14 protein-coding genes are annotated in these 13,787 nt (G+C 50.3%); 3 read left to right on the top strand and 11 right to left on the bottom strand.

The annotated features are described in order from the left end of the window. Positions 1–26: 26 nt before the first annotated feature. Positions 27–2,051, top strand: coding sequence for an excinuclease ABC subunit UvrB (uvrB, locus tag AB2U10_RS06665; RefSeq protein WP_367913571.1), 2,025 nt, complete (start codon positions 27–29; stop codon positions 2,049–2,051). Here the strand turns inward: uvrB and AB2U10_RS06660 are convergent. Continuing rightward, positions 2,048–2,500, bottom strand: coding sequence for a DUF4920 domain-containing protein (locus AB2U10_RS06660; RefSeq protein WP_367913570.1), 453 nt, complete (start codon positions 2,498–2,500; stop codon positions 2,048–2,050). The genes uvrB and AB2U10_RS06660 overlap by 4 nt on opposite strands. 176 nt (positions 2,501–2,676) lie before the next feature. Here AB2U10_RS06660 and AB2U10_RS06655 point away from each other — a divergent pair, with 176 nt between their 5' ends. Then, positions 2,677–3,405 carry a dioxygenase family protein gene (locus tag AB2U10_RS06655; protein WP_367913569.1) on the top strand — a complete coding sequence of 243 codons (729 nt, stop codon included), beginning with the start codon at positions 2,677–2,679 and terminating at the stop codon, positions 3,403–3,405. Then, positions 3,398–3,988, top strand: a complete 591-nt coding sequence (locus AB2U10_RS06650) for a hypothetical protein (protein WP_367913568.1) — start codon at positions 3,398–3,400, stop codon at positions 3,986–3,988. The genes AB2U10_RS06655 and AB2U10_RS06650 overlap by 8 nt, the downstream gene beginning before the upstream one ends. Here AB2U10_RS06650 and AB2U10_RS06645 read toward each other — a convergent pair. The 10 genes from AB2U10_RS06645 to tsaE all read right to left on the bottom strand — a co-directional run bounded on the left by AB2U10_RS06645 (position 3,978) and on the right by tsaE (position 13,780). Next, positions 3,978–4,601, bottom strand: a complete 624-nt coding sequence (locus AB2U10_RS06645; RefSeq protein ID WP_367913567.1) for an ABC transporter ATP-binding protein — start codon at positions 4,599–4,601, stop codon at positions 3,978–3,980. The two genes, AB2U10_RS06650 and AB2U10_RS06645, sit on opposite strands and share 11 nt — an antisense overlap. After that, on the bottom strand, positions 4,598–5,395 hold the full coding sequence (lpxA, locus tag AB2U10_RS06640; RefSeq protein WP_367913566.1) for an acyl-ACP--UDP-N-acetylglucosamine O-acyltransferase: 798 nt from the start codon (positions 5,393–5,395) through the stop codon (positions 4,598–4,600). Before lpxA ends, AB2U10_RS06645 begins: the two co-directional genes overlap by 4 nt. A 13-nt stretch (positions 5,396–5,408) precedes the next feature. After that, a complete protein-coding gene (locus tag AB2U10_RS06635; RefSeq protein WP_367913565.1) occupies positions 5,409–6,797 on the bottom strand; it encodes a bifunctional UDP-3-O-[3-hydroxymyristoyl] N-acetylglucosamine deacetylase/3-hydroxyacyl-ACP dehydratase in 1,389 nt (462 codons plus the stop codon). Between the two features lie 8 nt (positions 6,798–6,805). After that, positions 6,806–7,789 carry a UDP-3-O-(3-hydroxymyristoyl)glucosamine N-acyltransferase gene (gene lpxD, locus AB2U10_RS06630; RefSeq protein ID WP_367913564.1) on the bottom strand — a complete coding sequence of 328 codons (984 nt, stop codon included), beginning with the start codon at positions 7,787–7,789 and terminating at the stop codon, positions 6,806–6,808. Positions 7,790–7,817: 28 nt separating this feature from the next. Then, positions 7,818–9,095, bottom strand: coding sequence for an HD domain-containing protein (locus tag AB2U10_RS06625; protein ID WP_367913563.1), 1,278 nt, complete (start codon positions 9,093–9,095; stop codon positions 7,818–7,820). Continuing rightward, a complete protein-coding gene (locus AB2U10_RS06620) occupies positions 9,067–10,410 on the bottom strand; it encodes an alpha-L-fucosidase (protein ID WP_367913562.1) in 1,344 nt (447 codons plus the stop codon). Before AB2U10_RS06620 ends, AB2U10_RS06625 begins: the two co-directional genes overlap by 29 nt. Positions 10,411–10,484: 74 nt before the next feature. After that, complete coding sequence (locus tag AB2U10_RS06615; protein WP_367913561.1) at positions 10,485–11,522, bottom strand: glycosylasparaginase; 1,038 nt, start codon at positions 11,520–11,522, stop codon at positions 10,485–10,487. Further along, complete coding sequence (locus tag AB2U10_RS06610) at positions 11,515–11,928, bottom strand: hypothetical protein (protein WP_367913560.1); 414 nt, start codon at positions 11,926–11,928, stop codon at positions 11,515–11,517. The genes AB2U10_RS06615 and AB2U10_RS06610 overlap by 8 nt, the downstream gene beginning before the upstream one ends. A gap of 89 nt (positions 11,929–12,017) precedes the next feature. Then, complete coding sequence (locus tag AB2U10_RS06605) at positions 12,018–13,229, bottom strand: alanine dehydrogenase (RefSeq protein WP_367913559.1); 1,212 nt, start codon at positions 13,227–13,229, stop codon at positions 12,018–12,020. 140 nt (positions 13,230–13,369) lie between these two features. Then, a complete protein-coding gene (tsaE, locus tag AB2U10_RS06600; RefSeq protein ID WP_367913558.1) occupies positions 13,370–13,780 on the bottom strand; it encodes a tRNA (adenosine(37)-N6)-threonylcarbamoyltransferase complex ATPase subunit type 1 TsaE in 411 nt (136 codons plus the stop codon). Positions 13,781–13,787: the final 7 nt, after the last annotated feature.

Below are 13,787 nucleotides of genomic sequence, written 5' to 3'. Positions count from 1 at the left end.
CATAGGTATTTCCCGTTTTTGACATTATGAGCTTTAAAATCACGTCTGAATTTCAACCTACCGGCGACCAGCCCCAGGCCATTGACCAGCTGGTCAGATCTGTTGAATCGGGTGAAAAAGCCACCGTATTGCTGGGGGTTACGGGAAGCGGGAAAACCTTTACCATTGCCAACGCCATCCAGCGGCTGAATATGCCTGTGCTGATTCTCAGCCATAACAAAACCCTGGCAGCCCAGCTCTACGGCGAATTCAAACAGTTTTTCCCGGAAAATGCCGTCGAATATTTCATTTCCTATTACGATTATTACCAGCCTGAAGCCTATATCGCCTCTACCAACACGTACATCGAAAAAGACCTGATGATCAACCAGGAGATCGATAAGCTCCGGCTATCGGCGGTTTCCTCGCTGATGTCGGGCCGGAAAGACGTGATCGTGGTGGCCTCCGTATCCTGCATTTACGGCGCCGGTAACCCCAATGAATTCAAGCAGAGCATTGTCAGGGTCAAAAAAGGCGACACCATCAGCCGTAACCGCCTGCTGTATGACCTGGTCTCTATCCTGTATTCGCGCACCGAAGCCGAATTCAACCGGGGTACTTTCCGGGTGAAAGGAGATACCGTAGATGTGTATCCCGGTTATGCCGACTTTGCGTACCGCATCATTTTCTGGGGCGATGAAGTAGAGGATATCCACATGATAGAGCCGCATTCCGGCAAAAAAATCAGGTCTGAAAACAACGTAGCCATTTTCCCGGCCAATCTTTTTGTTACGGGAAAAGACGTGATGCAGACGGCTATCCGGCAGATCCAGGATGACCTCGTGACCCAGATCCGGTATTTTGAAGATGAAGGTAAGAAGCTGGAAGCCGAACGGATACAGGAACGTACCGAATTTGACCTTGAAATGATGCGCGAGCTGGGCTACTGCAGCGGCATCGAGAACTATTCCCGGTACTTTGACCGGCGCATGCCGGGAGAAAGACCCTTCTGCCTGCTTGACTATTTCCAGGACGATTTCCTCCTGGTGATCGATGAAAGCCACGTAAGCATCCCCCAGATCACGGCCATGTACGGAGGCGACCGCTCCCGGAAAACCGCCCTGGTGGAGTACGGGTTCCGGCTTCCTTCGGCCCTGGATAACCGGCCGCTCACCTTCCAGGAGTTTGAAGAGCTTACTCCCCGTACCGTCTACGTGAGCGCTACACCGGCCAATTACGAGCTGAATAAGGCCGGGGGTGTGGTAGTAGAGCAGATTATCCGTCCTACGGGCCTGCTTGACCCGGAAATCGACGTGAGGCCCAGCCTGAACCAGATCGACGACCTCCTGGAAGAGATCAACGACCGCATCAAAAAAGAAGAGCGGGTGCTGGTCACCACGCTTACCAAACGTATGGCCGAAGAGCTCAGCCGCTACCTGGAGCGGGTAGGCATCAAAGGGCGGTACATCCATTCCGAGATCAAAACCATGGAAAGGGTGGAGATCCTGCGCGAGCTGCGCCTCGGTGTAATTGATGTGCTGGTAGGCGTTAACCTGCTCCGTGAAGGTCTTGATCTTCCGGAAGTGTCTCTGGTAGCCATCATGGATGCGGATAAGGAGGGATTCCTGCGCGATAACCGCTCGCTCATCCAGACCATCGGGCGGGCGGCAAGAAATGCCAACGGCAAGGTGATCATGTATGCCGACCGGATCACCGGCTCCATGCAAACGGCCATTGACGAAACCATGCGGCGGCGGGCTATCCAGACGGAATACAATACCGACCACGGCATCACCCCGCAAACCATCCTGAAAAGCAAGGAGGCTATCCTGGAACAGACGTCCATTGCCGACTTTAAGCCGGTAGCCAAAAACTATTACGTGGAGCCGGAACAATCGAACATTGCGGCAGACCCGGTGGTGGCCTATATGAACAAGCCGCAGCTGGAAAAACTCCTGCAGGAGGCAAAAGCCAATATGGAAAAGGCCGCCGGCGAATTGAACTTCCTGCAGGCGGCCCGTTTCAGAGATGAAATGCTCCAGTTACAGGAGCGTATTTCGGGTTTGAATTAATTCTTAGGTACCAGGACCCCTTCGGCAATGAACGTCAGGTCTACCTTATCCTGGGTGATCTTTTCAATGTCCTCTTTCGGTTTTTTGGCGTCTTCAGCATAATGTCTCTGTTCAGCCACCGAGAGTGTTTTCACCGAAGGTACCCCTTCAAAAATCACTTTCTTACCCGCAATATCTTTCGGTACAAAGAAATCGTAATCTTTAAATTTCACCATCATGGTGGTTCCGTCGGTCTTTTTGATCCGCATCCAGCAGCCTTTCATCTGGCAAACCGACTCCACCTCACCCTCTATCTTCACCACTTCACCGTTAAACTCGTTTTTCCCTTCCAGGGTAGAAACAGGAGCTGCGTCTTTCGCATTGATCTTCTTACCGAAAGATTCATACTTCTGACCAAAAGCCACTACCGTGCAGATCATCAGAAATGTGCTGAAAAGTATTTTTTTCATTGCTTTTTAATTTATTTCTTTCTACAAAAGTATTTATAAATAACGGTTTAAGCAATATCTCTATTTAGAATTATTCTACATTGTTTTTGAAATAATATTTCTCCGGAAGCAGCATCCCCTGCCGGATTCCCGTAGTTAGCAGTATCGCGGGTAGTTTACCATTAAATATATCTGATATGCACCGTATAGCGTTTTTAAAGAAAAGTGTCGGTTTACTCTCTATTTTGCCGGTATTGCTGTCCTGTTCAGATGAATCGGTGGATACCGATGATTCGGGAACGGCCGATGAACAGGGCTCTACCAACGGCAGCTCTTCTTCCGACTGCCAGGTTACCAACAGCGAAACAGAAGGGCCTTTCCCGAGCAAGAATCCTTCCTCACTTATCCTGACCGACATTACCGGGGACCGTTCCGGTGTAAAGATGACCATTGAGCTGGCCATTAAAAATTACAATTCAGGATGCAATGCCCTTGCCAATGTACTGGTGGATATCTGGCATTGCGATGCGCAGGGAAATTACTCCCAATACGGTGGAACGCAAATGCAAAGCACCAATTACAGCAGCGTCAGCTGGCTGAGAGGGCGCCAAACGACCAGCACAGAAGGAAAGGCCGGCTTTACGAGCATATTTCCCGGATGGTACATGGGAAGAGCGCCCCATATTCACGTTCATGTCTATAATTCATCAGGGAAATCGCTGCTGGTTACCCAGATAGCGTTCCCTAAAACCGTATGTGATACGGTTTACTCCACAGCGGACGATTACAAAAGCCACGGGCTACAGGATACCACCAACGAAAGGGACAATGTTTTCGGAGACGGGTACGCCAACGAGCTGGCCTCCGTTAGCGGAAGCATTCGCGACGGGTACAAGCTAACCCATACCATTGTTGTGAATGGCTGAGCCCGATATCTACCTGCTGATAGAAGAAAATGCAGGAAAAATGGAGTTCAGGGAATATACGAAAACATATTTCCCTGAAATTCCCTTTTCAGCCATAGACCGGTTTGCAAAGATTACGGTGGCCCCGGGGCGGGAGTTTGCCCGGTATTACGCAAACAGAACCATGATTCTGCCGCTTACAGGAGCGTTGGATATGAGCCCGGAGACGGTCCTGGTGCCCGGAGAGTACCGGATATTCTCACAGGAACTGATCACGCTTAAAAATGTATCGGAGGCCCACGAGGCCGTTTTCCTGGTGCTGGAGTTCAGCCGGCCCGGGGAAGAGACATGCGGCATAGAAAGCATAATGCCTAACCGGGTACCGGAAGGGAACATGATGCCCTATTTCGGCTTACTCACGTACCGGGAAGAGAAAAAGACAGGCATCCCGCCGTCGGGCTGCTTTATCCACGTGCTTGCCGGAAATTTTGAAGTGGAAGACCGCTACCTGCACCAGGGAGACACGCTGGTGCTGTTAAATGTGTCTGAGATAGAAATGGAGTGCCTGAGTGAAAAGGGTTTGTTCCTGCTTTTTAACGCTTGAAATCGGTAATGGCCAGTTGTTCAGTGCAAAAGGTGTACTCCCGTGGTTCGTTAGAGGAAATGATGACCACGCGTTCGGGAACCAGCTTTTGTACTTCCTCCATGTACCACTCGTACCCTTTCTGGTCAATGTTGGCGGTGGGCTCGTCGAGGATCAGCACTTCATTCTGTGTAAAAAATGCGAAGCCCAGCTTGAGCTTTTGCTTCATGCCGGAAGAAAAATCACGGATATACTTGCCCGAATGTTTTTCCAGCCCCAGCCTTGCGATAAATTCCGGCCGGGTGAGGCCTTCCGTAAAAGGCCGGAACCGGGTATGAAAATCGATACTTTCTGCTAACGTAAATTCTTCGATCAGCTCAAGGTAAGGGGCGGAGATGCCTGCCAGGCGATACCAGCTTTCTTCGGGTACCGGCTGCCCGTTCCGGGTGTAGCTGACCGAGCCTTCGTTGAGGGGAATGGTACCGGCAACAGATTTGACCAGGGTGCTTTTTCCCGAGCCGTTCGGACCGGTGACGGCCACGGGACTGCCTGTTTTAAACTCGTAGTTCAGGGCCCTGAATATCCATTCCCTGGAAAATTTTTTACCTGCGTTATCCAGCCTGACCGAGATCAAGATATTTCCACATTTTTGGCTGAGCCGGTCCGGATGATCCCTCTTTCCGAATTCCGGACGAAATGCACAATCTCATCTCTTTCTGCTGTGGCAGGAACCTCCAGCTCGATCTTGTCAATGGCTTCTGAATTATTCAGCTTGGAAAGATAGATAATGCGGTAAATCTCCTGAATAGACGCAATAGTTTCAGGCGAGAATCCTCTTCTTCTCAAACCAATTGAGTTTACGCCGGCATAAGAAAGCGGCTCACGCGCAGCTTTAATGAACGGCGGCACATCTTTACGAATGAGTGAGCCACCGGAAACCATGGCATGAGAACCGATATTGATAAACTGGTGAATGGCGCTGGAACCTCCTATAATGGCATAGTTCCCGATCTTTACGTGACCCGCTATCTGCACAGAGTTAGCAATCACTACATTATTTCCCACCACGCAGTCGTGTGCCACATGCACATACGCCATGATAAGGCAATTAGAACCTACTACGGTCTTCAAACGGTCATTGGTACCCCGGTTGATGGTGGCGCATTCGCGCACTACGGTATTATCACCGATTTCCACCGTGGTATATTCTCCGGCAAATTTCAGATCCTGGGGCTCTGCAGAGATCACTGCTCCGGGGTATATTTTACAGTTCCGGCCAATTCTGGCGCCCGGAAATATGGTGACGTTTGACCCTATCCATGTACCCTCTCCTATCTCTACGTCATTGTGAATGGTTGAAAAAGGTTCTACCACCACATTTTTTGCAATTTTTGCATTCGGATGAACAAATGCCAGAGGCTGATTCATAAATATAACTTTTTCATTTTTTGACTAAACGCGCGGTCATGGCTACAGAACAAACCAGTGTTTTCCCCACCCAAGCTTCTCCTGTCATTTTAGCTACTCCCAGGCGGATCGGTGAAGACAGCGTACACCGTATAATTAACGTATCACCCGGTACCACATTTTTATAAAAACGGCAATTTTCAATACCCACCAGGTAAGGCCAGTAACGCTCGGGCTCACCCGTAGAGGTCAATACCAGCACCCCGCCCGTCTGGGCAATGGCTTCTACCTGGAGCACGCCGGGCATCACCGGGTTTTCAGGGAAGTGGCCGGTAAACTGCGGCTCATTCATGGTTACATTTTTAACCCCTACCACCGTGGTGCCGTCCAGTGAGATAATCTTATCTACCAGCTGGAAAGGGTAACGGTGCGGCAGCAGCTGCGCTATATCCTGAACCGTAAACACGGGCGGAACGTTCGGATCTACGGCAGGTGCTGCGGTTTCACTGGCATCAATCTGTTTTTTGATCAGGCGGGCCAGCTCCACATTGGACTGGTGACCCGGCCGGGCCGCCAGGATGTGCGCTTTGAGGGGCCTGCCCACCAGAGCCAGGTCACCCATCAGGTCCAGCAATTTGTGCCGGGCCGGCTCATTCTGGAATTTCAGGGTTTCCGCATTTAGAATCCCCTCCCGGGTGCCGCCGGCATCCAGCTTCCTGCCCAGGATGCCCGAAAGGTTTTCCAGGGTTTCATCGGGAATAGCCTCTTCTGCGATCACCACCGCATTGTCCATATCCCCTCCTTTGATCAGGCCGTTCCTGAACAGCATCTCTATATCGTGCACAAATACGAAAGTGCGGCAGGGGCTGATATGCTCTTTATAAAGCTTCAGCTCGTGCAGCTGGGCATGCTGGCTGTGTACTACTTTTGAATTGAAATCGACCATTACGGTCAGCCGGTAATCGCTCAGGGGCAATGCGGCGATCTCAATATTTTTCTCAATGTTTTTATAATGAATGGCCTCTGAAATCTCGTAAAAATTACGGATGGCATTCTGCTCTACGGGTACCGCCGACTCTATGGCTTCCACGAAAGGGGCCGAGCTGCCGTCAAGAATGGGAATTTCAGAACCTTTGATCTCGATCAGGATATTATCAATTTCGCAGCCTACCAGTGCAGATAGCACGTGCTCTACCGTACCCACTCTTCCGCCGTCTTTCTCCAGTACCGTGCTCCTGCTGGTGTCTACCACATAATCAACCAGCGCGGGGATCAGCGGTTTATGTTCCAGGTCAATTCTTTGAAATACGATACCCGAATTAATCGGAGCCGGCTTCAGGGTAATTTCGGTGAATTCCCCGGTATGCAACCCTTTCCCTGCCAAAGTAACCGGGTGGGTAATAGTATACTGCTTCAGATTCATTCTATGAATTATTTCATTTTACCCAGGTTGATCATCAGCCTGAGATATTGTTTCAACGGCATCAGCGGGTGCCCGGAGTAGGTACCCCCGGGTTCTTCAATACTTTTGGCCACTCCGCTTTTAGCACCTATTCTGGTGCCGTCGGCTATCCGGAGGTGGCCTGCAAAACCTACCTGTCCTGCAATCATGCAGTTCTTCCCGATCTTGGTTGAGCCGGATATCCCTGTCTGCGAAGCGATCACCGTATTTTCGCCGATTTCCACGTTATGCCCTATCTGCACCAGGTTATCCAGCTTAACACCGCCGGCTATCCGGGTAGAGCCCATGGTAGCACGGTCAATGGTAGTGTTTGCACCGATGCTTACGTTATCGCCCAGCACCACGTTCCCCAGTTGCGGGATATCCTGGTAGATACCGTTTTCATCAGGGGCAAAGCCGAATCCTTCTGAACCGATCACCGCACCGGGATGAATGATGCAATTGTCTCCGACAACACAGTCTTCCATTATTTTTGCACCCGCATGAATAACGGTATTACGGCCTATTTTCACCCGCTGCCCGATATAAGCACCTGCAAATATACTCACCCGGTCACCGATAACGGCCTGCTCACCCACAAATACCATCGGCTCAATATATACTTCCTCTCCTGTGACAGCGGTTTCGTGTATTTCGGCTTTCGGACTAAGGCCGGTCTTCTTTACCTTTTTCATCTGCTGGTAGGCAGTCATGAGCTTGCTCACGGAAAGGTAAGGATCTTTCACGCGGATAAGATTAGTTTTTACGGCATTTTTAGGAGCAAACTCCTTTGAAACTATTACGGCACTGGATTCCGTCGAGTATATATAGGGTTCATATTTGCTATTTGCCAGAAAAGATATGCCTCCGGGTTTCCCTTCTTCTATCTTGGCAAAATGGTCTATCAGCACACCTCCCTCCCCTTCTACTTCTCCTTCCAGAATCTGAGCTATCTGTTCGACAGAAAACTTCATTTAATCAATTTATAAGTTGTTTTCAGCTTTAGTCCGAAATATCCTGTAAATATACATCATTGGCATAACATAAGTAATTTTTTTCCACAATATTGCTTATGGCCCGTATGGTGGGAAGCTCCGACGCCTCCGTGATTTCCATACATTTACCATCCTTCCAGAGAATTTTTATACCCGGATGATGCAGGTCATACCCGCTGCTCCTGATAATTCCTTCCCGGAAAAAATATTTTTCCTCTCCCTTTTCCAGCCCGGCATCTGCCCAGCTTTGCCGCAGGTTGTTTCTGAGGATATTCAGATCATAATTTTTGTCAAATTTAATCTTAAAAAGATTCCGGTTTAATAAACTTCGGCTCAAAACGGACAAAATCCGGTCTGAATGGTTTGCCCAGAGCTTAACTGCCGACCAGATATCCATGTCGTCAAGGCTGACGAACATTTCAAGTATTTCCGGTTCTTCGTTGATCCGGTCCAGGGTAATTTTTTCTTCCAGGAACTTCCGCAGCACGAGCGGCATCGGGATTTCCGTTCCTCCCGCTTCTGACAGGTCTTTTACCCGTTCGAAAATCTTCAGCAGGATGGTTTCGGCACAAATGGCCGTTTTATGCAGGTAAACCTGCCAGTACATGTGCTGCCGGGCGACCAGGAAATTCTCCACGCTCATCAGCCCCTTTTCTTCCACTACCAGCTGATCTTCATGCACATTCAGCATCTTAATGATCCGCTCCGCTCCTATTTTCCCCTCTGCCACGGCTGTAAAAAAGCTGTCGCGGTTAAGGTAATCCAGGCGATCCATATCCAGCTGGCCCGATACCAGCTGATGAAAGAAGGCCCGGTGATACGTGCCGTTGAAAATAGAGATGGCCAGGCTCAGGTGGCCGTCGTAGAGGATATTCAGCTTCCGGATCAGCAGCTCGGAAATGGTTTCGTGCGAGACCTTGTAAAAAAGAGCATGCTCAAGAACATGCGAAAAGGGGCCATGGCCCACATCGTGCAGCAGGATAGCCAGCAGCGTGGCTTCTTTTTCCTCCGCAGAAATGACCACGCCCTTATTTTCCAGCGAAAGAAGGGCTTCGTTCATCAGGTGCATTGCCCCGAGGGCATGCTGAAACCGGCTGTGAACAGCCCCGGGATACACCAGCTCGGCCAGTCCCAGCTGCCGGATCCGGCGTAAACGCTGGAAGTACGGATGCTCAATCACCCGGAAAATAAAATCAGTAGGTATGGTAATGAACCCGTATACAGGGTCATTGAATATTTTCCGCCGGTTAATGCGCTCAGTATTCAAGCTTATAGACCCATGCATAATTACACGGATTGGTTTTAGGACTTAACTGCGGCGCCGTGATGGTCAGAACACCTCCTTTGGAAGTGTATTTCAGCGGGGTATCCACTCCCAGCATGCTTACCTTTTTAGGTTTTGCCGGAAGGCCGGCCTGCACCACATCTTTCCACTCCGTGGTAATCAGGTATACCGTATTATTTTTCCCGGTGAAGAAGATCTTATCACCTTTCGGCGCATCCGGCACAGCCCTTGTTCCGTAGATGGCCTCCCCGTTCACTTTGAGCCAGGCGCCGATCTCTGCCAGGCGTTCCTGCATAATGACCGGTATGCCGCCGTCGGCACGCGGCCCGATGTTCAGCAGCAGGTTACCGCCTTTTGAAACAATCTCCACCAGCATGTGTACCAGCTTTTCGGCCGAGCTGTACATTTCCAGGTTCTCGTTGCGGCTGTAACCGAAAGATTCCCCGATGCCCCGGCACTCCTCCCACGGGCGGTTGAATTTCACCTGGCTTACATCGGCATATTCGGTGGTATAAAAGCTGCCGTACTTGCTGCGCGTATCCGAACCCCAGCGGTCGTTGATCACGATAGAGTCTTTCACTTTCGATTCATTGAACAACCACGACATGAAAGGGGCCACGCGCCATTGGTCGGTGGGATGATCCCACTCTCCGTCGCCCCAAAGGATATCCGGCTGATAGGTTTCCACCAGGTCTTTCATCTGGGGAAGCATGCGCTCGTCAATGTACCGGTCGAGGTCAGTGTTGTACATCGGGTTGTACCACTCGTAGAGCGAGTAATAATACCCCATTTTCAGTCCTTTTGCTTTCACCGAGCGGGTGAGGTCACCCAGCAGGTCCCTTCGCGGACCTATATCGCCTGCGTTCCAGTTCCAGGACTGCTTACTCGGCCACATGGCAAAGCCTTCATGGTGCTTGGAGGTCAGCACCACATAGCGCGCACCCGATTCCTTAAGAATGCCGGCCCAACGGTCCGGGTCAAAAAGCTCGGCTTTAAAATCATTGGCAAAGTCCTGGTACGGCTTACCGGCATATACTTTCTGATGAAAGTCTACAAACTCCTTATGGATCTTCAGATCTTTGTTATTCAGACGCTGCCAGTACCATTCCGAATAGTAGCTTCCGAACCCGTCGGCATTCGACAGCGTGGCCCAGGCCGGTACCGAGTAGACCCCCCAGTGAATAAAAATCCCGAATTTGGCATCTTCAAACCAGGCCGGGGTTTCCCGCTTATTGAGGCTTTCCCAGTTGGGAGCGTATTGGGCCTGGGCCGATAAAGACAAGCCCAGAATGAATGTTAATACAATTTTTCTCATAAATATATTAGTTCCGGGTTATTAGCTCCGAGTTCCGGGGGCAGCGCCATTGTCACCCGTATTTATCCATACAATTAATCTTTAAAATACGATTTTGTTTTGATCACCTGTCCGTTGCCCGGCTCGGTGGTCACTGAAAACACAAATCCCGGGTTTACGGCATACGAACCGTATTCACCGTTTTTGTTCAGGGCAATAAAGCCCACCTGGAAATCCCGTGCTTTTGCCGGGTTAATTTTTACCAGGCGTTCCACGGCCAGCCGGCATGCCTCTTCCGGCGATTTGCCCTGCCGCATGAATTCCACCACCAGGTGCGATCCGGCGATCCGGATCACCTCTTCTCCCTGCCCGGAGGAGGTTACAGCCCCTACTTCGTTATCCACATATAACCCGGCGCCAATAATGGGCGAATCGCCCACGCGACCCCGCATTTTAAAGCCCATGCCCGAGGTGGTGCAGGCTCCTGACAGGTTCCCCGCCTGATCGAGCGCCACCAGTCCCATGGTATCGTGGTTAAAGTTGCCGTCTTCCAGGCGATTCGGAGCAAACGGACCGTTTTTCAATGCTTTGTTCTGCTCCAGCTCAATATTTTTCACCGGCTTGTACTCGGAGGTTTTGAGCCATTTCTGGTAGGCTTTTTCCGCATCTTCCGAAAGTTCTTTAGGCTCGGCTTTGAACCCGTTTTTCAGGGCAAAATCGCGGGCACCTTCTCCCACCAGCAGCACATGCGGGGTATCTTCCATTATTTTCCGCGCTACGGAGATCGGGTGCCTGATATCTTCCAGGAAAGCCACCCCGCCGCAGTTCATTTTTTCATCCATGATGCAGGCGTCGAGGGTCACGTAACCGTCGCGATCCGGGTTTCCGCCCAGTCCCACGCAGCAGTTGACCTGGTCTTCGATATACCGGGCGCCCTGCTCTACGGCATCCAGGGCCCGGCCGTCTTTTTTCTTCAGGACCCGGATAGCCGCTTCATTTACGGGAATTCCGCTATCCCAGGTACTGACTACAATAGGTTTTCGCACCTGTTTTTTTTGTCCGAACAGCCGGTACGATGAGAGAACAGGTACAGCCAGCAGGGCTTTGGAAAGGAAACTTCTTCGGTTATTCATTTGCATCAACAGGGAAAGGTAGATAGATAAACCCGGCAAAATCGCCGTCAATCACAAACAGGCAGCAGTATTCTTCCGGGTCTTTATAGTTTTCAATAAAAAGTTCACGCGATTCCTCACCGATCATGCCCCGGTGAATAAAATCTTCCAGGAAACAGGCCTTGTACCGGTACACGGTTTTAAAATCAGGCTTATCAAACAAAAGCACCCCCAGCTCTACGTCGTTTTCCGACAGCACAAAAACAGGATACCGCGAAAAGCCCCGTTTCCGGATCTGGTAAGAAGATTCTTTCAGATGGTCAGAAACCTTCAGAAAGTCAGACGATACCTTGCCCATCAGCTTCCGGTTGATCTCCGGCGAGTTGGCATCGTCCATTAACGTATTTTCATTGCTGTGATTGATCATATTTTTGAACGCTGTAAGAGATATATGTTTTTTTCAATACACAGAGACTTGTTTCCGGTAGTGAAAATAAGGCAAATTTACTTTATTATTTAGAAACCGGCTGAAATAATTAGTCCCAGGTCTTTGTAGCGGAGGTTGAAACGACGGGCCAGGTTCAGGTGGGTAACGCTTCCTTTATGGGTGATAACTCCCCGCATGAACCATTTATTGTGAAGGATCATCTCGTCAATGCCCCCCAGGTTGGCCGCTTTCATCAGCACAGGAGCAAAGATATTGCTCAGTGCTTCACTGGCGGTATGCGCAAACCGGGAGGCAATGTTGGGCACACAGTAATGAATCACCCCGTATTTTTTAAATACAGGCTTCCGGTGCGACGTCACCTCCGAAGTTTCGCAGCAGCCGCCCGTATCTATCGCTACGTCTACGATCACCGAGTTGGGCTTCATCCGGGAAACCATCTCTTCTGTGATCACCATGGGCGCAAAGCCAAATTCACTGCGCAATGCCCCTACCACCAGGTCAGCTTCCATAAGCGCATTGGGCAGGTTCACCGAGTCGATCACCGAGGTGTAGACCCGTGCCCCTACGGCATATTGCAAACGCCGGAGGCGGTAGATCTGGCGGTCAAAAACTTTAATGCCGGCCCCCAGCCCCAGGGCAGAACGCACGGCAAATTCTCCTACGGTACCGGCACCTACCACCACCACATTCCGTGGCGGCACCCCGGTAACGCCGCCCAGGATCACCCCGCGGCCGCCATTGGCGCTGCTCAGGTATTCTGAGCCGATCAGTATGGCCGAGCTACCGGCTATTTCGCTGATGGTACGGATCACCGGGAATTCACCCGCTTTGTCTTCTATCAGCTCAAACCCGATGGCCGTAACCTGCTTTTCGTTCAGCTTTTTGAAATACCCCGCCGTTAGCTTGGGCAGGTTAATGGTTGAAATCAATGTAGACGATGTCCGGATATATTCAAATTCTTCCTCCCGCAGGGGCTCTATTTTCAGGATGATGTCATTATCAAAAACCTCTTTGCGGCTGCTCACTATATCGGCACCGGCCTCCGCATAAGCCGTATCGCTGAAGTTGGCACCGCTACCGGCACCGGCTTCCACGGTTACGTCTATCCCGTTCCTGACCAGGACTCCCACGGCATCGGGTGTGAGAACAATCCGGTTCTCATCGGCCGAGAGCTCTTTAGGCAAACCGATGCTTATTTTCCTGCCTTTCTTTTTCAGGGCCAAAGGAGATTCTTTGGGAGTAAGGGCAGTTTGCATAGCCAGGTCTTTCAGGGTATCCATGAAGGAAAAGTTAAAAACGAAAAGTTAAAAGTTAAAACAAAAGGAAAGTTAAAAACCAAAAGCTAAAAACTAAAAGTGAAGTACACATTTTGCAGATATGTAAGAATGTTCTTTAACTTTTCGTTTTTAGCTATTCACTTTTAACTTATTATTGAGTAGTTCCTGGTCGCATCCTGATTATGGGTTATGATAATATCCATACGGGGTTCCGGTAAAATGGGCCGGATCACTTCGGGCCATTCCACCCAGCAGCGTTTGCCCGAATCCAGGTATTCTTCCAATCCCAGGTTCAGGGCCTCTTCCACACTCTTCAGACGGTAACAGTCAAAATGGTACAGTTTCCCGTCGTAATCATTGACATAATTAAACGTAGGACTCGAAACGGCATCCCGGATTCCCAACTGTGCTGCGAGGGCTTTTATCAGTGTGGTTTTGCCGGCACCGAGATCACCGGTGAAGGTCCACACCGGCAGATCCTTCCCCATTTCAAAGAGAGCAGCTACCACCTCCGGAAGGTCTTCCACCCCCATGTTATTGAAACCTTTTTCCATTAATATA

The sequence above is a fragment of the Leadbetterella sp. DM7 genome, assembly GCF_040829825.2.
In the GTDB taxonomy this organism is placed as follows: Bacteria; Bacteroidota; Bacteroidia; order Cytophagales; family Spirosomataceae; genus Leadbetterella.
This window is presented reverse-complemented; position numbering and strand designations above follow the sequence as displayed.